The sequence below is a fragment of the Streptomyces sp. NPDC006197 genome (assembly GCF_040613865.1).
In the GTDB taxonomy this organism is placed as follows: domain Bacteria; phylum Actinomycetota; class Actinomycetes; order Streptomycetales; family Streptomycetaceae; genus Streptomyces.
The window spans coordinates 1-23,916 of sequence record NZ_JBEXSZ010000083.1 but is presented as its reverse complement, the minus strand read 5'-3'; the positions used below and the strand labels follow the sequence as shown (position 1 = coordinate 23,916).

Sequence of the window (23,916 nt, the reverse complement as noted above, 5' to 3'; positions counted from 1 at the left end):
GGGCCGGCGGCCGGCCCCGCGGGATCCGATGACGCGCAGGGCATCCGAGGGTGTGGTTTTCAGCCAACTCACGTCGACGTAATGACATGTTCACGCAACCATGGCAGCCTTCTGAGCATTCTGACGCAGAGATTGTGCGCGTAACGCGCATTACTTCGGCGGCAGTTGATGGTGCACCACTTCGTCGGTTCCCTCCGGGCGGATCGTTCCCGGTCCGCCCGACTCGTCAGCGACCGAGGCTCTCGGTCGTCAATCAAGGAGCTCAGAGTGAGACGTTCTCCCCGAAAGGCTGTCGCCGCGGGAGTGCTGATGGCCAGTGCCGCGATGGTCGCCGCGGCGCTTCCGGCCGGTACCGCCCACGCCGGCACCGCCCACGCCGGCACCGGCGCTCCGGCCCCGGCGTGGACCCAGAGCGCTTCCGGTGCCGCCGTCCCCCGGGCCGGCGCGCTGCAGGTCACGCTCAGCCCGGCCGAGCGGAGCGCCCTGATCTCCGACGCCACCGCCACCCGCGCCGCCACGGCCAGGGCCCTGGGCCTGGGCCCGCAGGAGGCGTTGGTGGTCCAGTCCGTACTCAAGGACGCCGACGGCACGGTGCACACCCGCTATGACCGCACCTACGCCGGCCTACCGGTCCTCGGCGGCGAGCTGATCGTGCACGCGGCCGCGAACGGCACCGTCAGGGACGTCACCAAGAACACCAAGGCCACCATCACCGTCGCCTCCACGAAGGCCGCCAAGAGCGCCGAGTCGGCGAAGGCCGTCGCGCTGGGCAAGGCCGAGGGCGCCACGTCCGCCAAGGCCGACTCGGTCCGCAAGGTCGTCTGGGCCGGCTCCGGCAAGCCGGTCCTGGCCTGGGAGACCGTCGTTGGCGGCATGCAGCACGACGGCACCCCCAGCCGGATGCACGTGATCACCGACGCCACCACCGGCGCCGCGCTCTTCGCGTACGAGGAGATCGACACCGGCGTCGGCAACAGCCAGTACGGCGGCCAGGTCACCATCGGCACCTCGGGGTCCGCCGGCGGCTACACCATGAACGACGCCGCCCGTGGCGGTCACAAGACCTACGACATGGGTCACTCGTCCAGCGACAGCCAGCAGGGCACGCTGTTCACCGACGCCGACGACGTCTGGGGCGACGGCCTGCCGGCCAACGTCCAGACCGCCGGCGTGGACGCGCAGTACGGCGCCCAGCTGACCTGGGACTACTACAAGAACGTCCACGCCCGCACCGGCATCCGCAACGACGGCGTGGGCGCCTACTCCCGGGTCCACTACGGCGACGCCTACGTCAACGCCTTCTGGGACTCGTCCTGCTTCTGCATGACCTACGGCGACGGCACCAACAACGCCAAGCCGCTCACCTCGATCGACGTGGCCGCGCACGAGATGACCCACGGCGTCACCGGCAGCACCGCCCGTCTGATCTACGGCGGCGAGTCCGGCGGCCTGAACGAGGCCACCTCCGACATCTTCGCCGCCGCGGTGGAGTTCTGGGCGAACAACCCCTCCGACGTCGGCGACTACCTGGTCGGCGAGAAGATCGACATCCGCGGCGACGGCAAGCCGTTGCGCTACATGGACCAGCCCTCCAGGGACGGCAAGTCCAAGGACTACTGGTACTCCACCCTCGGCGAGGCCGACGTCCACCACTCCTCCGGCCCGGCCAACCACTGGTTCTACCTGGCCTCCGAGGGCAGCGGCGCCAAGACGGTCAACGGCGTCGGATACAACAGCCCCACCTACGACGGGCTGCCGGTCACCGCGATCGGCCGGGACGCGGCGATGAGGATCTGGTACCGCGCGCTGACCACGTACATGACCGGTTCCACCAACTACGCCGGCGCCCGCCTCGCCACGCTCCGGGCCGCCGCCGACCTGTACGGCAACGGCAGCGCCACCTACGTCCACACCGCCAACGCCTGGGCCGCCGTCAACGTCGGCTCCCGCATGCCCGTGGGCGTGAGGATCACCGACCCGGGCACCCAGTACACGGCGGTCAACTCCGGAGGAAGCCTGCAGATCCAGGCCGTCAGCACCAACCCCGGTCCGCTGACCTACTCGGTCACCGGTCTGCCCGCGGGCCTGTCGATCAACGCCTCCACCGGCCTGATCTCCGGCACCGCGACCACGCTGGGCACCAGCAACGTCACGGTCACGGTGAAGGACCCCACCAACGCCACCGGTACCGCCACCTTCACCTGGAAGACCTACACGCCCGGCCCCTGCAACCCGGCACAGCTGCTCGGCAACCCCGGCTTCGAATCCGGTGACGCCGCATGGACCGCCACCACCGGCGTCATCGACAACGACATCAAGACGCAGCCGCGCACCGGCATCTGGAAGGCCTGGATGGGCGGCTACGGCCAGACGCACACCGACACCCTGTCGCAGACGGTGACCATCCCGGCCGGCTGCCCCGCCACCCTGACGTACTGGCTGCACATCAACACCGACGAGATCATGAACACGGCGTACGACACGATGAAGGTCCAGGCGAACGGGACCACCCTGGCCACGTACTCCAACCTGAGCAAGAACACGGACTACGCGCAGAAGACCCTCGATCTCTCCGCCTTCGCCGGGCAGAGCGTCACCCTGAAGTTCACGGCTTCGGAGGACTACGGCCTCCAGACGTCCTTCCTGCTCGACGACGTCACCCTCGCCGTCACCCCCTGACCCCTGCCTACCGCCGCCGCGTAGGCCGCCCCGGGCGAATCACCAGCCCGGTCCGAGAGCGTCTGATCGCTGATCGACTGGCGTACCCCCAGCTGTCACTGACTTTCCGTCATATTGCCCGGACGCAATGACATGCTCACGTAAAAAGGCGGCTTCGCGCGCACCTCCTCGATCAGTCCCGCCCGGGCGGCTTCCTCGTCCGTCCGGTCTCCGGCCGAGCCTCTCGGCCACCGTCCTAGGAGTTCACTGTGAGACGTTCCCCCCGCAAGGCTGTCGCCGCGGGTGCCCTGATAGCCGGTGCCGCGATGGTCGCCGCCGCGCTTCCCCCCACCGCCGCCACCGCCGCCACCCGGTCACCCTCCCAGACCGCTTCCGCCGCCCCGGCACCCCGAGCCGGCTCGCTGCAGGTCAAGCTCACCCCGGCCCAGCACGCGGCGCTGCTGGCCGACGCACAGGCGCACCTCTCCGCCACGGCCCACGCCCTGGGCCTGGGCACACAGGAGCGGTTGCTGCCGAAGTCCGTCCTGAAGGACGCCGACGGCACGCTGCACACCCGCTACGAGCGGACCTTCGCCGGCCTGCCGGTCCTCGGCGGTGACCTGGTCGTGCACTCGGCCGCCAACGGTGCCGTCAAGAGCGTCACCAAGGCCACCCGGGCGACGATCACCGTCGCCTCCACCACCGCGGTCAAGACCGCCGACTCGGCGAGGTCCTTCGCGCTGGGCCGAGCCGACGCCGAGGGTGCCACGTCCGCCAAGGCCGACTCGGTCCGCAAGGTCGTCTGGGCCGCCGCCGACAGGCCGACCCTGGCCTGGGAGACCGTCGTCGGCGGCATCCAGCACGACAAGACCCCCTCCGAGCTGCACGTCATCACCGACGCGGCCACCGGCGCCAAGCTCTTCGAGTACCAGGCCGTCAAGAACGGCACCGGCAACAGCCAGTACGCCGGCCAGGTCACCATCGGCACCTCCGGGTCCGCCGGCAACTACAGCATGATCGACAACACCCGCGGCGGCCACAAGACCACTGACCTCGACCACGCCTACGACGACCCCTTCGGCGGCAACATCCCCGTCGGCACGACGTTCACCGACTCCGACGACGTCTGGGGCACCGGCGCGCCCGGCAACGCGCAGACCGCCGGTGTGGACGCCGCCTACGGCGCGCAGCTGACCTGGGACTACTACAAGAACGTCCACGCCCGTAACGGCGTCAGGAACGACGGCGTGGCGCCCCACTCCCGCGTCCACTACGACACCATCTACCGGAACGCGTTCTGGTGGGAAGCCTGCTTCTGCATGACCTACGGCGACGGCTACTACAACGCCAACCCGCTCACCTCGATCGACGTCGCGGCGCACGAGATGACACACGCCGTCACCGGCTACACCGCCGGCCTGATCTACAGCAACGAGTCCGGCGGCCTGAACGAGGCCACCTCCGACATCATGGCCACCACCGTGGAGTTCTGGGCCAACAACTCCGCCGACGCCGGTGACTACCTCATCGGCGAGAAGATCAACATCGACCTCGACGGCAAGCCGCTGCGCTACATGGACAAGCCCAGCAAGGACGGTTACTCCGCGGACTCCTGGTACTCCGGTGTCGGCGACCTGGACGTCCACGGCTCCTCCGGCATAGCCAACCACTGGTTCTACCTGGCCTCCGAGGGCAGCGGCGCCAAGACGGTCAACGGCGTCGGCTACAACAGCCCGACCTCCGACGGCCTGCCGGTCAACCCGATCGGCCGCGACACGGCCGCGAAGATCTGGTACCGGGCGCTGACCACCTACATGACCTCCAACACCAATTACGCGGGCGCCCGCGCCGCCACCCTCCAGGCCGCCGCCGACCTGTACGGGGCGGGCAGCCCCACGTACAAGAACGCCGCCAACGCCTGGGCCGCGGTCAGCGTCGGCCCCCGCGTCACCCAGGGCGTGACACTGACCAACCCCGGTGACCAGGTCTCCCAGACCGGCACGGCGGTGAGCCTGCAGATCCAGGCCGTCACCAGCAACGCCGGCGGTATGACCCACACGGCCACCGGCCTGCCCGCGGGCCTGAGCCTCAACGCCTCCACCGGCAAGATCACCGGCACTCCCACCACGGCCGGCAACCACACCGTCACGCTCACCGTCACGGACTCCACCGGCGCCCTCGACACCGTCTCGTTCTCCTGGCTCACCTACGCCCTCGGCGCCTGCACCACGACGCAGCTGCTCGGCAACGCGGGCTTCGAGTCCGGCAACACCGCGTGGACCACGACCGGCAGCGGCACCGTCATCAGCAACGACAACTCCTGGCTGTTCCCCCGCACCGGCACCTGGAAGGCGCTGGTGGGCGGCAACGGTGCCAGGGTCAGCGACACGCTGTCGCAGACGGTGTTCGTCCCCTACGGCTGCAAGGCCACCGTCAGCTTCTGGCTGCGCGTCGTCACCAACGAGAGCACCAGGACCACCCCGTACGACCAGCTGACCGTCACGGCCAACGGCACCGCCCTGGCCACGTACTCCAACCTGAACGCGTCCGCCGGTTACGTGCAGAAGACGATCGACCTCGCCCCTGTCGCCGGACAGAACGTCACCCTGAAGTTCACGAGCACGGAGGACACGGCCACGCCGACCTACTTCCTGCTCGACGACACCGCGATCACCGCCCACAACTGAACCGGCCGCCGACCGCTCCGCTGCGCGCCCGCCACGGTGGGCAGCGGAGTGGTCACGGTGCCCACGTGAGCCCGCCGGGACGACCACGACCGACGGGTGGTCTAGACAACACATCGAGCCCCGTGCGAGCGTGTACCGCCCGGATTTCTCCAACAACCCTTTCAATTCCAGCAGTTGTGCAGGGCTCCCGGTTCGGCAGCCCTGCCTCTCCCCCGTCGGAGGCAGCCGTGAAGAGACCCCGCTCCCTACTCAGCACCTCGCTCCTCGTCGCACTCGTCGCCGGACAGATGAGCCTGGGACAACCGGCCCACACCGCACCTGCCGTCACCGCCGCCCTTCCCCCCGTCTCCCCCACGCCCCGGTCGATCGACAGGTCGGGAACGGACGCCGTGGTCACCGAGCGGGTCCTCGTGGCCGCCGACGACCGCACCGACCGGGCCGCGCGCGACCGTCTCGTACGCGAGCTGCGGGCCCACGGCGCGGAGAGGGTGGACGTCGTGGCGCCGGATCACACCGGCCCGCGCGGCTTGCTCACCGTACGGCTGGGCCCCGCCTCCAGGCCCGACATCACCGCGGCCCTCGACGGGACGGCCGTCCCCGGCCACGCGGAGGGCTACGCGCTGCGGGTGACCGCGGACGCCCCGGAGCGGCAGGTCGCGCTGGGCGGCACGGACGCCTCCGGGCAGTACTACGCCGTCCAGACGTTGCGGCAGCTCTTCGTCCGCACCGCCGACGGCGGCTGGAGCATCGCCGGCGCCCGCGTCAGCGACCACCCCTCCATGCCCCTGCGCGGCACCATCGAAGGCTTCTACGGCACGCCCTGGACTCCGGCCGAGCGCCTGGACCAGATGGACTTCTACGGCGACGTCAAGGCCAACACCTACGTGTACGCCCCGAAGGACGACCCGTACCACCGCGACAAGTGGCGTCAGCCGTACCCGTCGGACAAGCTCGCCGAGCTGGGCGGGCTGATCGAGCGGGCGAACTCCAACCACGTGGCGTTCACCTTCGCCGTGTCGCCGGGCGCGTCCATCTGCTACTCCGACCCCGCGGACCGCGCCGCGCTGAAGGCGAAGCTGCAGGCCGTCCACGACCTGGGCGCCCGGGCGTTCTCCCTGCCGCTGGACGACATCGACTACACCTCGTGGAACTGCGACGGGGACCGGAGGACCTACGGGCCTCCCGGGCGCGCCGCCGCCGCACAGGCGCAGGTGGACCTGCTCAACGACGTCCAGCGCACCTTCGTGGCCTCCCACCCGGGGACGCGGCCCCTGCAGATGGTGCCCACGGAGTACGGGGACCTCGGCGACTCGGCGTACAAGCGGACCCTGCGGGCGGCTCTCGACCCCGCGGTCGTCGTCATGTGGACCGGCACCGACGTCGTCCCTCCGTCGATCACCAACGCCCAGGCGGACGCGGCCTCGAAGCTGTTCGGCCGCAAGGTCTTCGTCTGGGACAACTACCCGGTCAACGACTTCGGCGCCACCAGCGGCCGGCTGCTGCTCGCTCCGTACGACAAGCGCGAGGCCGGGCTGTCCGCGCATCTGAACGGCATCGTCGCCAATCCCATGAACCAGCCCCACGCCAGCAAGATCGCGGTGTTCGGTGCCGCCGACTTCGCGTGGAACGACCGCGCTTACGACGCCGACACGAGCTGGAGGCGGGCCATGAGCCATCTCGCGGGCGGCGACGAGGCGGCAGCCGCGGCGCTCCGCGTCTTCGCGGACCTGGAGCACCTCGCGCCCACCTTCGGGGCGACGCCGTGGCAGGTGCAGGCGCCCGAACTGAGCCGCCGGATCGAGCGTTTCTGGGCGGAGTGGAACACCGGCCCGCGCACCGAGGCCCTGGCCGCACTACGGACGTACGCGGTCTCCGTCGCACAGGCACCGGCCCGGATCCGCGACGGATCGGTGCAGGAGGGCTTCGTGGCCGACGCGGACGCGTGGCTCGACGCCACGGAGCTGTGGGGCCGCGCGACGGTCGCCATGGTGGACGCCGTCGCCACGCGCCTGGCGGGCGACCGGGACCGCTCCCAGGCGCTGCTGGCCCACTCCCGTGACCTCCAGGAACAGGCCGGGGCGGTACGGGTCGATCCCGTGCGCAACACCTGGGGGAAGGCCCGGACGAAGGTCGGCGACGGCGTCCTCGACGCCTTCCTCGTACGGGCCGACGTCATGCTGGAGCTGTGGGACGTGGCCGGCGGAGGCGAGAACCTCGCGTTGAGGGGCACCGCGACGGCGTCCAGCGTCGAGAGCGGCCTCGACCGGCTGGCCGCCCGTCACGTCAACGACGGTTCCCCGGGGACCCGCTGGGCCTCCGGGTACGGCGACGACGAGTGGGTGGAGATCAGGCTCGCGACGCCCGCCCGAATCGCCGCGGTGACCCTCGCCTGGGAGTCGGCGTGCGCGGCCGAGTACCGCGTCGAGACCTCCGACGACGGTGTGAACTGGACTTCCGCCGCCACCCGCAGACCGTCCGCCTGCGGCAACGACGTCATCCGGATCACCTCCGACCGCCCCGTCACCCACGTCCGCATGCAGGGCGTTGCCCGTGCCACCTCCTGGGGCTACTCGATCTACGAAATGGCCGTCTACGGAGCTCCCGCGACGTAGCGTCCGTGCCCGGCCGCGACCTGCCCAGCCCTCGTCAGGGCCCTGGGCCACCTCCATCCCGAGATTGCTCAATGATGCTCACTGGAGCTATAAATACTTCATATTCGAGCACTATCGATGCATGAAACGGAGCGGTGCATGAACGTCGTCGCTCTGGAGGTCGGCGGGGCGTACATCAAGGGCTGCGTGCTCGGCTCCGACGGCATCCTGCGGGATCGGGAGCGCTGGTTCACCCGTCCTGAACGAGGACCGGACGCCGTGCTCGAGACCGTACTCGAATGCGCCGCCACCCTTGCCCGTCGCAGCCGTGCGGTGGCGGCGGGGATCGTGGTGCCCGGCGTCGTCGACGACACGTCTGGCAGCGCGGTTCTCGCCGGTGCGCTGGGATGGCGGGGAATGCCGGTGCGGGGCTGGGTGGCCGAGCACCTCGAAATACCCGTGGCCTTCGGCCACGACGTGCGCGCCGGTGGGCTTGCCGAGGCGCGCCTCGGCGCCGGCCGCGCCAGCCGGAACTTCCTGTTCGTCTCCGTCGGCACGGGAATCGGCGCCGCGTGGGTGCTCGACGGCCGGGTCGTGCCGGGGAGCCGAGGCGGAGCAGGCGAGCTCGGACACCTCGTGGTCCGGCCGGGCGGCGAACCCTGCCACTGCGGTGGGCGGGGCTGCCTGGAGACCATCGCCTCCTCCCCCGCGGTCGGTCACCGGTACTCCCGGCTCACGAAATGGCGCGGGGTCGGAGCGGGCGAGCTCTACCACCGCGCCGACGCGGGCGACACCGTCGCTCGCGCCGTCTGCACGGAGGCCGTGGAGGCTCTGGCCGCCGCCCTCGCGACAGCCGTCACCCTGTACGCCCCCGACCTCCTCGTCATCGGCGGAGAACTGGGGGACGCGGGCAGGGGCCGCCTCGCACCGCTGCGGGACGCCCTCGCCCGACGGCTGACCTTCCAGGCCATGCCCGAGGTGCTGCCCGCCGCCTTCGGGGATCGATCGGGATGCATGGGAGCGGCCCTCCTCGCCCGGGACCTTCAGCGCGAGGCCGCTGCCGCCTGACGCCGTGTCGACGGCGGTACGCGTGGGAGCCGCCATCAGCGGTTCGAGGGGGAGAGTGCGGATCGGCAAGGAAGGGGGCGGCCCGGAGTCCGACAGGGCGTCGCGCGTCTCCCCCGCGGCGCGGGACTCCGCGGCCGCCGCGAGACGGTTCCTTCCGCCCCTACCCCCGGCGTGCCTGCTCCGCCATGAACGCGTCATCGGCGATCCGGCGCAGGGCCCCGGCAGGGCTTCCCTTGTCGGTCATCGCGCTGCCGACGGTCCTTTTGGTGCTGTCTCCCACGGCGGCCCACGAGGTCTTGCCCACGGGGGGCAGGACCGACGCCGGCAGCTCGTGCAGGAACTCGTGGAGGTCCCGGTGCCTGTGGTCCGCCTCCATCTGCCGTGTGACCGAAACGGTCACCGGCAGCAGGTTGTTGCGCGCCGCGAACTCCCGCACATTCTCGTCGCTGAAGAGGAAGTCGAGGAAGCTCCCGATCTCCTCGCGGTGTCCGTCGTGCTTGAACGCCATGATCCAGTCGACCACGGCGGGCGCGGAGCGGGACTCACTGTCCTTGCCCGGCACGGGCACCTTGCCGACTTCGATGCCGGCGGCCCGCGCCGGCTGGAGCAGGGAGGGGTGCCCGTTGACCATGCCCACATCGCCGCGCACGAACGCCGCATAGGCGTCCTTGCGGTTGAGGCGTTCGGGTGGAACAGGGCCCGTGAGTCCCGTCTTCACGAGGTTCTCCTTGACCCAGTTCAGGCTGTCGATGTTCTTCTGTGAGTCGATCTCGTAGGAGCCGTTCAGTCCGGTATAGCCACCGCCGCCTCCGAGCATCCAGGCCATCGCCTCGATCTGTGCTTCTTCGGGACCCAACGGCACCGCCACGGGGTACTCGATTCCGGTGCGGCTCTTCAACTTCTCCGCCGCGGCTTTCAGTTCGTCCCACGTGGCGGGGGGCTTGTCGATGCCTGCCTGGGCGAACGCCTTCTTGTTGTAGAAGAGGAGCCTCGTCGAGGACGTGAAGGGCATGCCGTACTGCGTCCCTCTGTACTCCCCCGCTTCGGCGAGCGACGGCAGGAAGTTCGCCTCCACGGGAATCGAGAGCAGACTGTCGACGCGGTAGAGGTCGTCCCGCTCGGCGAACTCCGCGTAGGAGGAGATCTGCGCCATGTCGGGAGCCCTGCCGTCCTTGACCATGTCCGCCACCTGGCGGTCGATGTGGTCCCAGGACACGATCTCCACTTCGACGTTGATCCCGGGATGGGCGGACTCGTAGGCACGGACGAGTTCTGCCCAGTACCGCTCGGTGCTGTCGGACCGGGCGTCGGACACCTCGTAGTCGGCGGCCACCAGCCGCAGGGTGACCTCACCGGAGGTGTTCGCGCAGCCTGCCGACGACACGCAGAGCACGAGGGCGGCAGCGGCCGCGGTCAGGACAGGTGGGTGCTTGGGCACGGGTTCTTCCCTCTGCTGTGCGCCACGAAAAGGCCCGCCCTCTGCCGGCTGTCGGGAGGCGGCAGGGAGCGGGCGGGCGGCGGGTTACTTGACGGAGCCGGCGGTCAGGCCGGAGACGACCTTGCGCTCGATGAGCGCGAAGAGGACGACGACGGGCACGATGGCGATGACCGATCCGGCGAACAGGTAGTTCCACTGGACGGTGTAGTTGCCGATGAAGCTGTTGATGCCCACCGTGAGGGGCTGGTTCTCCGGAACGGTGGAGAGGGTCAGGCCCATGACGAACTCGTTCCACGCGGCGATGAAGGTGAAGATCATCGCGGTGACGACGCCGGGCATCGCCAGCGGCAGGGTGATCCGCAGGAGCGCGCCTCCGCGCCCGAGGCCGTCGATCATGGCGGCTTCTTCGAGTGCCTCCGGGATCGAGGAGAAGTACGCGGTGAGGATCCAGATCGCGAAGGCCAGGTTGAAGGCCGCGTTGGAGAGGATCAGGGTCCAGACCGAGTTGAGCATGTCCAGCTGGTAGAACTCGCGGTAGAGACCGACCAGCAGCGACGTCGGCTGGAACATCTGGGTGATGAGCACCAGCAGGAGGAAGAGCTTGCGGCCGCGGAACCTCATGCGCGCGGTGTAGTACGCGGCGGGGATGGCCACCAGCAGGACGAGCAGGGTGGATCCGGCGGAGACGAGCAGGGTGACGCGGAGGTTGTCCCCGAGGTGGGACTCGCGCCACACGTCGATGAAGTTCGCCCACTCGAAGTCGCTCGGGAGGTAGGTGGCGTCCCGGAGTTCGTCAGCCGGCCGGAGCGCGGTGACGACCATCTCCAGGTACGGCATCAGGAAGGCCGCGGCCAGGAGCCAGGCGGCCGCCGCGATCACGAGGGTGCGAGGGGTGATGGTCCTCGGGCGCCGGGCCGGCGGGGGCGTGGCGGGCGACTCCGGGCCGGGGGTGGGGGCCTCGGAGCGTACGACGGCGAGGGTCCGCTGAGTCATCGGCTCTCCTCCTGGTTCCAGCGGCTGGCCTTGAGGAAGAGGACGACCATGACCACGACGAGGGCGAAGTTGACGACGGACATCGCCGCGGACTCGCCGATGTCGGCGTTCTTGAGCTGGTACATGAACACCGTGGTGGTGGCGGTGTCGCTGTCGGGGCCGCCGCGGGTCATGCTCCAGATGATGGGGAACGAGTTGAAGACGTTGATCAGGTTGATCACCATTCCGACGAGCAGCGCCGGACGCAGCAGCGGCAGGGTGATCCGCAGGTACGTCTGCCAGGCGGTCGTGCCGTCGACCTTGGCGGCTTCGTAGACCTCGGCGGGGACGGTCTGCAGTCCGGCGAGCAGGGTGTACGTGGTGAACGGCAGCGAGACGAACACCGCCACGAACATCATCCACGGCCAGGCGGTGGACGGGTCGCCCAGCCAGTCCTCGGGTCCGTCGATGAGGCCGAGGTCCGTCATCAGCGTGTTGAGGACACCGGCGGTCTGGTTGAGCATCCACTTGAAGCCGATCGCGGTCATCACGACCGAGGCCGCCCACGGGGCGATGAGCGCCCAGCGGGTGACGCGGCGACCGGGGAACTTCTGGTTGAACAGCTGGGCCAGCGCCAGGGAGATCACCATCGTCGCGGCGACCACGACCGAGGTCCACACCACGGTGGAGAGGATGACCGACGGCAGCGAAGGCTCTTCGAACAGCTGCTTGTACTTGTCGAATCCGGCCGAGCCGCGGACGAAACCGCTGCTGCTGATCTTCAGGAACGACGTGCGGACCATCTCGTAGACGGGCCAGAGCACGACCACGACGATGAGCAGGACCGCGGGTCCGATCCAGGGCAGGGGGCCGAGGCGGGCCAGGCCGCCCCGGCCCTCGCGGCCGGGACGGGGGGTGGATGAGGTGCTGGACACGAGGGTGCCTTCCGTGACGGTGCGTCGGGCCTACTGGTCGGCGACCGCTGCCTCGGCCTTCTTCTGGAGCTCGCCCAGCACCTTCGCGGGGTCGTTCACGGCGGTGCCGCCGCTCTTCTTGATCTCGGCGGAGACGGCGTCCCAGGTGGTGTCGCCCAGCGGGTAGAAGACGGCGTTCGGCAGCAGGGCGAAGAAGGGTTCGAGGTCCTTGTGCTTGCCGTTGGTGGTCATCTCCTGGAGCGTGTCCTTGGTGACCGGCATGAGGTTGTAGGTCTCGTCGAACTTCAGCGTGTTCTCCTTGGAGTACGCGAAGTCGAGGAACTTGCGGACCTCTTCCTTGTGACCGCCGTCCTTGAACGCCATCATCCAGTCGGCGACGCCGAGCGTGGACCTGAGGGCCCCGGACTTGCCGGGGATGGGCGCGACGCCGTAGTCGACCTTGCCGTCCTTGGACATCTGGATCAGGGAGGGGTGTCCGTTGAGCATGGCGGTCTTGCCGGCCGCGAAGTCGGCGAAGGCCGTCTTGCGGTCGGTGGTGGCGGGGTTGGCGTAGGTCAGGCCGGGGCCGACGAGGTTGGCCTTCAGCCAGGAGAACGCGTCGGCGTTGGCCTTGCTGTCGAGCGTGTAGGCGCCCTTGGCGTCCGTGTAGCCGCCGCCGTTGCCGAGCTCCCATATCAGGGACTCCCCCTGGGCCTCCTCGGGACCGAGGGGAAGGGCGTAGGGGGTGACGCCGGGAACCTTGGCCTTGATCTTCTGCGCGGCGGCCTTGAGGTCGTCCCAGGACTTGGGCGCCTCGGTGACGCCCGCCTTGGCGAACAGCGTCTTGTTGTAGAAGAGGGCACGCGCGGAGGAGACGAACGGGATGCCGTACTGCGTGCCCTCGACCTCTCCGGCCTTGGCGAAGCTGTCGATGAGGTTCTTCCGGGTCGGCTCCGACAGCACCTCGTCGGCCTTGTACAGGAGGTCGTCGGCGACCTTGTCGGCGTAGCCGCCCGTCTGGAGGACGTCCGGCACGTTGCCGCTCTGGATCATCGTCTTCACCTGGGTGTCGATGTCGTTCCAGTTGATGACCTGGACGTCGACCTTGATCTTCGGGTTGGCGGCGGTGAAGCGCCGCGCCACGTCGTTCCAGTACGCCGTCGAGCTGTTCGACGCCTTGTCCCCGTAGTCCGCGGCGACGAGCTTCAGGGTCACCTCGCCGTTCGCCGAGCCGCTGCCGTCCCCGGTGCCGCCGCAGGCCGTGAGGGTGAGCACGCCCAGGGTGCAGGCCGCCACGAACATCCGCTTCTTCATCGTCAGTACCGCCTTTGTGTGTACCGACCGTCGGACGATGCAGTCGGTGGGGTGCAGGAACGACAGCAGCTCGGAGCATGCATGAACCTGGGCACTAACCCAGGATTTCGCTCAGTAACGAGCATCCGCTGTGGTCAAAGTAAACACGATGACAGGGCTTCGATACCAGGGGCCGTTACCCGAACGATGCCGAATCGCCCGGACGTTGGGCGCTCGCCCGCCCGACGGGGGAGCGGGACGGCTCGCGTTTCCCGGAGCGGGAACAGCACGACGCCCCCGTGCACCCTGGGGTGCGCGGGGGCGTCGTCGCCGTGGCGGGTTCTCTCAGACGGTGATCACTTCGATGCCGACCTCGGTGAGCCTGGCCGCCATGTCCGGGGCGATCCCGGCGTCGGTGACGATGGAGTCGATGCGGTCGAGGCCGCAGATCCTGGCGAAGGCGCGCTTGCCCATCTTGGAGGAGTCGGTCACCAGGACGACCCTGCGGGCGCGCTCCGCGAAGAGCCTGCTGATGCCGGCCTCGTCCTCCTGGTGCGTCATGACCCCCAGTTTCGGGTCCACGCCGTCGACGCCCAGGACCGCGACGTCCAGCACCACCTCGTTCAGCACTCCCGCCGTCAGCGGTCCCACCAGCTCATAGGTCTGCGGCCGGGCCACACCACCGGTCACCACGACCTTGAACTGCGGACGGACCGCCAGCTCGCCGGCGATGTTCAGCGCGTTGGTCACGACGGTGTACGAGGGGCCGGACTGCCCCTCGGTCGACTCACCCGCGCCTCCGCTCGTCCGCAGGGCCAGCGCGCGGGCCACCTCGGTGGTCGTCGTCCCTCCGTTGAGCCCGATGACGTCCCCCGCGGTCAGGAGGTCCGCCACGGCGCCGGCGATCCGCTGCTTCTCGGGGGCCCGGCGGGAGGACTTGTAGCGCAACGGAAGCTCGTACGACACCCCGTGCGCGATCGCCCCGCCGCGGGTGCGGACGAGGAGCCGCTGCTCGGCAAGCTCGTCGAGGTCCCGGCGGATGGTGGCGGGCGACACGTCGACGGCGCCGGCGGCCTGCTCCACGTCCAGCCTGCCCTCGACCGCCAGCAGCTCGAGCAACTTGCTCCACCGCTCCTGCTTGGACATGTGCCGCACCCCTTCCCTGTCCTGAGACGTCCGACCGCATGCCCGCGTCCTCGGGGGTCGACCGCCCGGCACAGGACCGTCGGACCGGAGAAGCATGCGCGAAGTTGATCGTAGCGCGACAACATCGAGCATCCCCGTGGACCGGCGGCCATCGCATGCGGGGAGCGCCCTCCTCTCCCCGCACCGCCCCGCGGGCAAGTTCACACGCAACCTTTCCCATCACCTAGCTTGATTGAATATGCTCGCTCTATGCTTGCTACGCTCACAATCACTCATTCTGAATGATCGTCGGCTATGGACCTCACCACCTCAAGCACCTCGCCCCCGGGCGGCCCCTCCTCGTGTGCTCGCTCCCGCTGCCGACGGGACCCCGCCCGACCCGGAGCGACCGCCGCGGAGCGGGGACCGCGGGTCGAGCACGCGCCCACCCCTTTCACCGGAGTCCCCACACCATGATCGTCACTGTCACGCTCAACGCCGCCCTCGACGTCACCTGGGAGGTCGCCGAGCTGCGGCCCCGCGCGTCCCACCGTGTCCTCGCGGCACACGAGCGGGCCGGGGGCAAAGGGATCAACGTCGCCCGGGTGCTCGCCTTCCTCGGGCACTCGCCGGTCGTCACCGGCCTGGCAGGGGGGTCGACGGGCCGCACGATCCACGACGGTCTGCGGTCCGCCGGGATCCGTGCCTCCCTCGTCGACGTGGCGGGCGAGTCCCGGCGCACGGTCACCGTCGTCTCGCGCGACGACGGTGATGCCACCGTCTTCAACGAGTCGGGCCCGGAGGTGACCGCCACGGAATGGGCGGCCTTCGTCAGGCATTACGCCACCGCGGTTCGCGGTGCGAGCGTCGTCGTACTGAGCGGAAGCACTCCTCCGGGGCTGCCCCTGGACGCCTATGCGGTCCTGATCCGGATCGCGGCCGAAGAGGGGGCGCTGACCGTCCTCGACACCTCGGGACCCGTCCTGAGCGCCGCTCTGGAGGCGGGGCCGGACGTGATCAAGCCCAACGCGGGCGAGCTCGCGGAGGTGACCGGGTGCGACGACCCGGCGGCGGCCGCCACGGAGCTGCGCCGCCGCGGCGCGCGGACGGTCGTGGCATCGGCGGGCCCGGACGGGCTGCTGGCCGTCACCCCGACCGGAGTGTGGCGGGCCGCTCCTCCCGAACTGCTGTCGGGCAATCCGACGGGGGCGGGAGACGCCTGCGTCGCCGCGATCGCGTCCGGCCTCGCCGCCCGCGCGGCCTGGCCGGACATCCTGCGCGAGGCGGTGGCCCTCTCGGCCGCGGCCGTGCCGTGCGCGGTCGCGGGCGAGGTCGACGCCTCGATCCACTCACGGTTCCGGCAAGAAGTCCGTGTGGACGGACTCGCGCCGCCGCGCCACCGCCAGGACACGACCGACTCCCCCGTCCGACGTGGCGCGAAGAGGCCGGTGCACCAGCGGACAACGGCACTTCCAGCACCTCACCACCCATGGACATCCCGCCCCTACGACCCTCAGGGAATCGCATGACCACCTTCGGAACCTCCCGCACCTCCGTCGAGATCGACTCCCAGCCGGACACCTGGCGCCGTGCGGCCGAGTCCGTCGCCTCCTTCTCGGACGCCCTGCCGCGCCGTGGCGAGCGCGTCGCGGTCGTCGGCTGCGGCACCTCCTGGTTCATGGCCATCGCCTACGCGGAACTGCGCGAAGCGGGTGGACACGGGGAGACCGACGCCTTCGCCGCCTCCGAGTTCCCGCACGGCCGGAAGTACGACCGCGTCCTCGCGATCACCCGTTCCGGCACCACCACCGAGGTCCTCGACCTGCTGACCCGGCTCAAGGGTGACGTCGCCACCGGCGCCGTCACCGCCGATCCGACGACCCCCGTCATGACGGCCGCCGACGCCGTCGCGGTCCTCGACTTCGCCGACGAGCAGTCCGTCGTCCAGACCAGGTTCGCCACCACGGTCCTCGCCCTCCTGCGGGCCCACCTCGAAGCCGAGAGCGCCCTGCCGGCAGGTGTGCGTCCGCTGGCCCGGGCGGCCCGGGACGCCGAGCGCGCCATCGCGGAACCGCTCGACCAGGCCGTCTGCGGCGCCGAGCAGTTCACCTTCCTCGGCACCGGCTGGACCTACGGCCTCGCCCTGGAGGCCGGACTCAAGATGCGCGAGGCCGCCGGGGCCTGGACCGAGGCGTACCCGGCCATGGAGTACCGCCACGGCCCCATCAGCATCACCGGCCCCGGCCGGGTCGCCTGGCTCTTCGGTGCCGCACCGCACGGCCTGGCCGAGGACATCGCCCGCGTCGGCGGTCTGTACTCCGCCGGGTCCGGCGACGGGCCCGGCGCTCTCGACCCGCTCGCCGACCTCGTCCGGGCCCAGCGGCTCGCCGTCCGCCTCGCCGAGGCCCGCGGCTACGACCCGGACCGTCCCCGCAACCTGACCCGCTCCGTGATCCTCGAGGACTCCGGGGTCTGACCCCCGCCGTCGCAGTCCCTGTCCGGCGGGTGGGGCGGCCACCGCCGTCCGCCTCGCCCGCCGTCCCCTCCGCCCCCGTCACCACTCCATGGAGAACTCCCATGCCCCTGACCCCCACCGACGACATCGTCGGGCCCGCGCGCGCCGCGAACACCGGTGTCGGTGCGTTCAACGTCGTCCAGATCGAACACGCCGAGGCGATCGTCACCGGGGCCGAGCAGACGGGCCTGCCGGTCATCCTGCAGATCAGCGAGAACACGGCCCGCTACCACGGCGCCCTCGCCCCCCTCGCCCACGCCACGCTCCAGATCGCCCGTGCCGCCACCGTCCCGGTGGCGGTCCACCTGGACCACGCCGAGTCCGCCGAGCTCGTCCAAGAAGCCGTCGAACTCGGCTTCACCTCGGTCATGTTCGACGCCTCGAAGCTGCCGTACAAGGCGAACCTCGCCGCCACCCGCATGATCACCGACCACTGTCACCGGGCCGACGTGTGGGTCGAGGCCGAGCTCGGCGAGGTCGGCGGCAAGGACGGCGCCCACGCCCCCCATGTCCGTACGGACCCCGACGAGGCCCGCGAGTTCGCCGCGGCGACGGCGGTGGACGCGCTCGCCGTCGCCGTGGGCAGCTCGCACGCCATGATCATCCGGGACGCCGTGCTCGACCTCGGCCTCATCGCGCGTCTGAAGGACTCCCTGGACATCCCCCTCGTCCTGCACGGTTCCTCCGGCGTCGACGACGCGGACCTCGTGAAGGCCGTCGCCGCCGGCATGACGAAGGTGAACATCTCCACCCACCTCAACCAGCTCTTCACCCGCACGGTCAGGGAGCGGCTCCAAGCCGCCCCGGCCGTCGCCGACCCGCGCAGGTACCTGGGTCCGGCGCGTGAGGCGGTGGCCGCCGAGGTGGCGCGGCTGCTGCGCGTCCTCGCCGGCCGGCCCGAAGGGGTGTGACGCGAGGTGGGCCCGGACGGCGTCCGGGCCCACCTCTGTCATGACCGTCCGGTCCGGCGTGTCATCCGATGGTCCAGCGCTGCAACGCCGTTCCGCTGTTGGGCTGCTGGGTGACGAGGGCGCCGTTGGCCGTCGAGGCGGTGGTGATCAGGAGGCCGCTCTTGACCGATGTCAGGGTGTGGCCGCCGCCTGTGGCCGCCGCGACCCTCCACCGCTGGTTGGTGGTCCCGGTGCAGGTCCACTGGATGATGGAGGCACCGGCGGACGTGGAACCGGCGTTGACGTCGGCGCAGAGCCCGGTGGCGACGTTGGCCATGGTGTAGGAGCCGTCCGACTGCTCGGTGAAGGTCCACTTCTGGCTGTTGCCGCCGAGCAGCGCGGAGGTGCGGAGCTGTGTGCCGTTGGTCGCGCCGGCGGGGACCTCCAGGGCCTGGCCGCCGGTGGCGACGGTGTGGACGCCGTTGAAGGCGCCGCCGGAGCCGCCGCCGCTGGTCCAGGGGACGTCGGGGGCGGCGTAGTAGCCGATCCCCGCCGCGGTCCAGCGCGGACCATGGGTGCCCAGACGGCGGCTGAAGTCCGTGTAGTTGTGGGTGGACTGCGGCGACCAGCCGATCTCGGCGATGGCGGGCAGGCGCGGGAAGGTCATGTGCTCGGCGTACACGTACGGCTCGGGGAACTGGCTGGTGGACGTGGGGAGCTGGTCGCTTCCCGCGTAAGCACGGTCTGCCCACAGGGCCGCCTCGACGCCGACGATCTTGTCGGCCGGGACGAGGGAGCCGGTGCCGTTCGGCTTGGCCGTCGAGGTCGTGGGGTCCCAGTCGTAGGCCTTGCTCAGCGGGACGTAGCCCTGCCAGGAGAGGCCGTACGGGGTCGAGGAGTCGTACTTCATGTCCAGGTACGCGTGGTCCGAGGGGGACATGACGAACTTGGCGTTCTGCTGGACGGCGTTGCGGACGAACTGGACGTCCTGCGTCTCGCCGGAGGTGCCGATGCTGGCCCGGTCGTCGGCGTCGCCCCACCACTGCATGACGCTGTTCGCGGGGATCGTCGACTGTCCGAGCTGGTGCCAGCCCATCACGGTCTTGCCCCGCGCGGTCGCGGCCGCGGTGGCGGCGGAGACGTAGGCGGCGTACTGGGACGAGGTGGCCTGCGGCGTCTCGTCGCCGCCGACGTGGACGTACGGTCCGGGCGTCATCGCCGCCACGGTGTCGATCACGGTGGTGAGGAAGCCGCTGACGTTGGATATGTGCTGGGCGTCGCTCAGACAGTAGAGGCTGATGCCGACCTCGAAGCCCGAGTACGGCTTGATCGCCTTGTTGTCGCAGTTGAGGTTGGCGACGGACGCCAGTGCGGCGCTGGTGTGGCCGGGGCCGTCGATCTCGGGGACGACGGTCATGAAGCGGGACTTGGCGTAGGCCACGATCTCCTGGTACTCGGCGGCGGTGTAGTACCAGGTGGTCCCACCGGTGAAGCCGCTCTGCGTGCTCGCGCCGACCGTGGTGAGGCTGGGTATCGCACCGATCGCGATGCGCCAGCCCTGGTCGTCCGTCAGGTGCAGGTGGAGGGTGTTGATCTTGTAGGCCGCGGCCTGGTCGATGTACCGCTTCAGCTGGGACATCGGGAAGTAGCGCCGGGCGACGTCCACCATGACGCCGCGGTAGGCGTACCGGGGCGTGTCCGAGATCTGCACGGGGGCGACGGTCCAGGGGCCGGGCTTGACCGTGGTGGACTCGATGGCCGCCGGCAGCAGTTGGCGCAGGGTCTGTACTCCGCGGAACAGGCCCTGCGCTCCGTGCGCGGTCACGGTCACGCCGGTGCTGGACGAGGACAGGGTGTAGCCCTCGGCGCCCAGGTCCGTGGAACCGTTGGGGTTCAGGACGATCGCCTGGCTCGCGGGCTGGGACGTGGTGGTGACCGGGAGCGTGTAGCCGGTCGCGGGGGCCAGCACCCCGGCGAGGTACGCGCCGACGCCCGCGGCGTCAGGGTCGCTGGAGGAGATGACGTTCACCGGCGTCTGGGCACTCAGGGTGAAGCCGGTGCCGGTGAGGTTCGTCTGGGACACGGGCTGGGGTACGACGGCCGGGGCGGCGGCGGCCTCGACGGCCGTTTCCGAGACGGCCGCCGCTGCGGCCGTCGCCGGCACGGGGATGGCGAGAGCGAGGGTGACGGCGGCGAGAGTGGCGAGGTCTCTGCCCCGTGGGCGCGTGGAGCGCATGGATGACTCCTTCGATGGAGGGGGACGCACGGCTTCGGGCGCGGTCGGGCGCGCCGCACTCCGCCGGAAGTGCGGCGCGGCACAAGGCGGCGACTGGAAACACCTGCCGTGCGTGATTGTGCGAAGTCAGACCAACTTCTGAGCACTTTCGAACGAACCGTGGCAGCGCCGAAGGGAGGGCGTCAAGACTTACCCGGACGTAGCTTCCCCGCACGCGAAGCTCACCGCGACTTCGGCGCACCAAGGCGGATTTCTTGGCGCTCACTCTTGCCGAGGCACGCATGTTTGCGCAACCATACAAAGTTTTTCTCCGGCCCGTGCCATTCACAGGCCTCTTTCGTCAAGCCGCGCAGCTCGCTTCCGAGCCGCCCGCCCCACGGCCGGCTCCCGATGCTGCGCGTGTGTTGACTCTCTTGCGCACTAGTGACATGTAGACGGCCTGCCGGTCACCGCGATCGGCCGCGACGCCGCCGCTAAGATCTGGTACCGGGCGCTCACCACGTACATGACCTCCAGCACCACCTACAACAACGCCACCAACCCGGGCAGCCAGTACACGGCGGCCAGCACCGCCGCGAACCTGCAGATCCAGGCCACCAGCACCAACCCCGGCCCGCTGACCTACTCGGCCACCGGTCTGCCCGCGGGCCTGTCGATCAACGCCTCCACCGGCCTGATCACCGGTACCACCACCACACTGGGCACCAGCAACGTCACGGTCACGGTGAAGGACCCCACCAACGCCACCACCCTGGCCACGTCCTCCAACCTGGACGCCACCGAGGGCTACGTGAAGAAGACCTATGACCTGTCCGCCTTCGCCGGGCAGAGCGTCACCCTGAAGTTCACGGGCGCGGAGGACAACTGGTACCAGACCTCCTTCGTGATCGACGACGTCGCTCTCACCGTCAACCCCTGAGGCACCGGGAGCCGGGAGCGCGTCATGACGCGCTCCCGGCTCCTCCGTCCTGTCAGGCGACGCGATCAGGAGGTGAGGGCGACCTGGTCGATCGTCCAGAAGGCGCTGTTGGTGCCCGTGTAGCGGAAGGACAGCCGGGCAGTGGTGGCGCCGGCCGGGACGGCGACGGTGAGCTTCTCGAAGGCGTTGCGGTCCGCGCGGTAGGACTGCAGGAGCTGCCGGGGGCCGCCGTCGAAGGAGATGTGGACGTCTCCGGTCTGCGGGCCGTCCACCTTGTAGTTCGTCGCGTACGAGACGGTCGCCGACGCACCGCCGGTCACGGTGAAGGCCGGGCTGACGAGCGTGGAGTCGAACTGCCCGGCGCCGTGGGCCTTGTCGTCCCACTCGTCGGAATCGGCGACGGCGAAGACGTCGCGCGCCCGGACGTTGGTCTCGCGGCCCTGCCCCAGGTCGGTGTTGGTCCAGAACTCGTCGGTCGCGAAGGACCAGCCGCGCCACTCGGTCACACCACCCGTGGGCATGGCGGAGTTGTCGATGGTCCAGCCGGTGGGCGCGGTGGTGGTCCAGCCCTTGAGGGTGGAGGGCAGGGCGAGTTCGTCGGCCCGGGTGTTCAGGGAGGGGCGCAGGGCGTCGAAGGCGTCGGGCGTGAGGGTGCCGATCGGCTTGCCGTCGAGCTGCCACGCCGGGTCGAGGGTGACGCCGAGGTGGGAGAGGACGGTCGGGGCGATGTCGGTGACCTTGACGTCGTATCGGACCGAACCCGGGGTGAAACCGGTGCCCTTGGCGATGACGAACGTCTGGCGCTCGGCGGGGGTGTTTCCGCCGTGACCCCCGGTGGGCATGTGGCCGTGGTCGGCGGTGATGACGATCTGCCAGTCCTCGTCGGCGTACGTGGCGCGGGAGGTGACGGCGTCGAGCATCTGGCCGACCTCGGTGTCGGCGGTGTTGAGGGCGTCCAGGTAGGCCCGGTGCTCGGTGCCGTGGTAATGGCCGGCGCCGTCGACGTCGTCGAGGTGGACGAAGGTGGCGTCCGCGTCGGTGGTCCTGAGCCTGGAGACGGCGGTCGTCGTGGTGTCGGCGTCGCTGACGCCTCCGAGGCGGGTGTCGACGGCGGGCCCGAAGACGGTGGTGGGGATCGGGCTCCAGGTGCCCACGACCAGGGTGTTGAGCGTGGGGGCGGCGCTCTCCAGACGGGTGGCGTAGTCGGGGTAGAGGTCGAAGCGGGCTCCGGTGAAGCTGTTGTCGACGACCTTGTGCTTGTCGGGCCAGGTGCCGGTGGCGATGGTCGACCAGCCCGGGCCCGAGGAGGTGGGGGCCATCGGGTTCGCGTAGAGGTTGCTGGTGGCGGTCAGGCCGGCCGCCATGAGGCCCTTGATCCTCGGCATCTTCGCCTTCTCGAACTTGGCGAAGGTCGCGCCGTCGATACCGATCACCAGCGACTTGGGGCGCTTGGTGACCGCGGTGGCACCGGAGGACGCCGCCTCGTCACCCGCGGCGCGGGCGGAGGCGGAGGCGGCGAGCGGCAGCACGGCTACCGCGACGGTGACCGCGAGGGCGGCGCGAAGAGAACGGGACAGGTGCACGAAATCTCCTTGGGGAGCATCTGGGGGTCGGTGCACGGCCATTCACGGCCGGGCGCTGATGAGACTGAGCCCGGCCAAGGATCAACAGATTTACACAGAAGTCCTCACAGATGAACAGTCGGGAACTCCTGGTTCAGACCCGTTATCCGGCTGTGACTTCGCGTCAGCGGCCCCTGGACACAAGGGAGTGCCCCTCCGCCCTGAGGCTGGAGGGGCACCCGGAAGGAGGGCCGCCGTCAGGCGGTGGTCCTCACCCACTGCTGGTTCTGCCCGCCGTTGCAGGTCCACTGGTCGAGCTTGGCGCCGTCGGCGTACGAGTAGTCGGCGACGTCCAGGCACTTGCCGCCGAGCCGGGCGACCAGCTGGTCGTAGCCGGCGTCACCCGTGGGCTCGACCTTCCAGTGCTGGGCCTTCGTGGTGCCGCAGGTCTTCTGGACGACCGGGGCGCCGTCCTCGGTGGACGCTCCGCTCACTTCGAGGCACTTGCCGCTGTTGCGGGCCATGATCTGGACGTAGCCGCTGGTGCCCACGTTCTTGAACCAGTACTGCTGGTTGATGTCTCCGCCGCAGCCCCACTGGACGATCTGGGCACCGTCGGCGGAGTCGAAGTTGGAGACGTCGGCGCACTTGCCGCTGCTGCGGACCGACAGCGTCTCCCAGATCACGTTCATCCCGGTCACCTTGCCGGCCGCGGCATCGATGGTGATCCTGGGCGAGTAGTCCATGGTCATGGTGGTCTTGGTGGGGAACTTCAGCGGGAGCCAGACGTACAGGGAGTCCTGGACCATGCCGCCCATGGAGTTGCCCCAGCGGTCACCCATGTAGAGGTAGCTCGTCCCGTTGGTCCCCTGCACCGGCAGGACGTAGGCCGTCTGGCTGCGGTAGGTGGTGGAGTTGCCGACGTCCTTCAGACCGCTCCAACTGCCCGTGACGCTGGTGGCGGTGGCGTACTTCTGCTGGTTGGGCGCCCAGCCGGTGGCCCAGGAGGTGAGCAGGAAGTAGACGCCGTTGCGCTTGAACATCGCGG

General features: G+C 70.0%; 15 protein-coding genes and 1 pseudogene. 8 read left to right on the top strand and 8 right to left on the bottom strand.

The genetic code is table 11. The features are described 5' to 3' along the window. The first annotated feature begins 309 nt into the window (after positions 1-309). The 4 genes from ABZ318_RS24220 (at position 310) to ABZ318_RS24205 (ending at position 9,004) form a co-directional block, all read left to right on the top strand. Entirely contained in the window at positions 310-2,679 is a 2,370-nt protein-coding gene (locus ABZ318_RS24220) for a M4 family metallopeptidase (protein WP_356904558.1), read from the top strand. 248 nt (positions 2,680-2,927) lie between these two features. After that, a complete protein-coding gene (locus ABZ318_RS24215; RefSeq protein WP_356904557.1) occupies positions 2,928-5,345 on the top strand; it encodes a M4 family metallopeptidase in 2,418 nt (805 codons plus the stop codon). A gap of 287 nt (positions 5,346-5,632) precedes the next feature. After that, positions 5,633-7,957, top strand: coding sequence for a beta-N-acetylglucosaminidase domain-containing protein (locus tag ABZ318_RS24210; RefSeq protein WP_356904569.1), 2,325 nt, complete (start codon positions 5,633-5,635; stop codon positions 7,955-7,957). 138 nt (positions 7,958-8,095) lie between these two features. Beyond that, positions 8,096-9,004: an ROK family protein gene (locus ABZ318_RS24205; RefSeq protein ID WP_356904556.1), complete on the top strand. Its 909-nt coding sequence runs from the start codon at positions 8,096-8,098 to the stop codon at positions 9,002-9,004. A 160-nt stretch (positions 9,005-9,164) separates the two neighbouring features. Here ABZ318_RS24205 and ABZ318_RS24200 read toward each other — a convergent pair whose 3' ends face one another. The 5 genes from ABZ318_RS24200 to ABZ318_RS24180 all read right to left on the bottom strand — a co-directional run bounded on the left by ABZ318_RS24200 (position 9,165) and on the right by ABZ318_RS24180 (position 14,767). Next, a complete protein-coding gene (locus ABZ318_RS24200; RefSeq protein ID WP_356904555.1) occupies positions 9,165-10,442 on the bottom strand; it encodes an extracellular solute-binding protein in 1,278 nt (425 codons plus the stop codon). Between the two features lie 84 nt (positions 10,443-10,526). Continuing rightward, positions 10,527-11,435 (bottom strand): carbohydrate ABC transporter permease, encoded by a 909-nt coding sequence (locus tag ABZ318_RS24195; RefSeq protein WP_356904554.1) that lies wholly within the window; start codon positions 11,433-11,435, stop codon positions 10,527-10,529. Next, the gene (locus tag ABZ318_RS24190; RefSeq protein WP_356904553.1) at positions 11,432-12,349 is read right to left on the bottom strand and encodes a sugar ABC transporter permease; all 918 of its coding nucleotides are present in this window, start codon (positions 12,347-12,349) and stop codon (positions 11,432-11,434) included. Before ABZ318_RS24190 ends, ABZ318_RS24195 begins: the two co-directional genes overlap by 4 nt. A gap of 30 nt (positions 12,350-12,379) precedes the next feature. After that, positions 12,380-13,642 carry an extracellular solute-binding protein gene (locus ABZ318_RS24185; RefSeq protein ID WP_356904552.1) on the bottom strand — a complete coding sequence of 421 codons (1,263 nt, stop codon included), beginning with the start codon at positions 13,640-13,642 and terminating at the stop codon, positions 12,380-12,382. 324 nt (positions 13,643-13,966) lie between these two features. Beyond that, positions 13,967-14,767, bottom strand: a complete 801-nt coding sequence (locus ABZ318_RS24180; RefSeq protein WP_356904551.1) for a DeoR/GlpR family DNA-binding transcription regulator — start codon at positions 14,765-14,767, stop codon at positions 13,967-13,969. A 452-nt stretch (positions 14,768-15,219) separates the two neighbouring features. Between ABZ318_RS24180 and ABZ318_RS24175 the strand changes: the two genes are divergently transcribed. The 3 genes from ABZ318_RS24175 to ABZ318_RS24165 all read left to right on the top strand — a co-directional run bounded on the left by ABZ318_RS24175 (position 15,220) and on the right by ABZ318_RS24165 (position 18,172). Next, positions 15,220-16,275 (top strand): 1-phosphofructokinase family hexose kinase, encoded by a 1,056-nt coding sequence (locus tag ABZ318_RS24175; RefSeq protein ID WP_356904550.1) that lies wholly within the window; start codon positions 15,220-15,222, stop codon positions 16,273-16,275. Next, a complete protein-coding gene (locus ABZ318_RS24170) occupies positions 16,272-17,222 on the top strand; it encodes a sugar isomerase (protein WP_356904549.1) in 951 nt (316 codons plus the stop codon). The genes ABZ318_RS24175 and ABZ318_RS24170 overlap by 4 nt, the downstream gene beginning before the upstream one ends. A 101-nt stretch (positions 17,223-17,323) precedes the next feature. Next, complete coding sequence (locus ABZ318_RS24165; protein ID WP_356904548.1) at positions 17,324-18,172, top strand: class II fructose-bisphosphate aldolase; 849 nt, start codon at positions 17,324-17,326, stop codon at positions 18,170-18,172. Positions 18,173-18,233: 61 nt separating this feature from the next. Here the strand turns inward: ABZ318_RS24165 and ABZ318_RS24160 are convergent, their stop codons facing one another. Then, a complete protein-coding gene (locus tag ABZ318_RS24160) occupies positions 18,234-20,387 on the bottom strand; it encodes a family 20 glycosylhydrolase (protein WP_356904547.1) in 2,154 nt (717 codons plus the stop codon). A gap of 433 nt (positions 20,388-20,820) precedes the next feature. Here ABZ318_RS24160 and ABZ318_RS24155 point away from each other — a divergent pair. Further along, positions 20,821-21,306, top strand: a pseudogene (locus ABZ318_RS24155) (putative Ig domain-containing protein); the annotation flags it as partial. Between the two features lie 65 nt (positions 21,307-21,371). Here the strand turns inward: ABZ318_RS24155 and ABZ318_RS24150 are convergent. Both ABZ318_RS24150 and ABZ318_RS24145 read right to left on the bottom strand, forming a co-directional pair. Further along, on the bottom strand, positions 21,372-22,889 hold the full coding sequence (locus ABZ318_RS24150; protein WP_356904546.1) for an alkaline phosphatase family protein: 1,518 nt from the start codon (positions 22,887-22,889) through the stop codon (positions 21,372-21,374). Positions 22,890-23,125: 236 nt separating this feature from the next. After that, positions 23,126-23,916: RICIN domain-containing protein (locus ABZ318_RS24145; RefSeq protein WP_356904545.1), on the bottom strand; the 791-nt coding region annotated here is incomplete at its 5' end.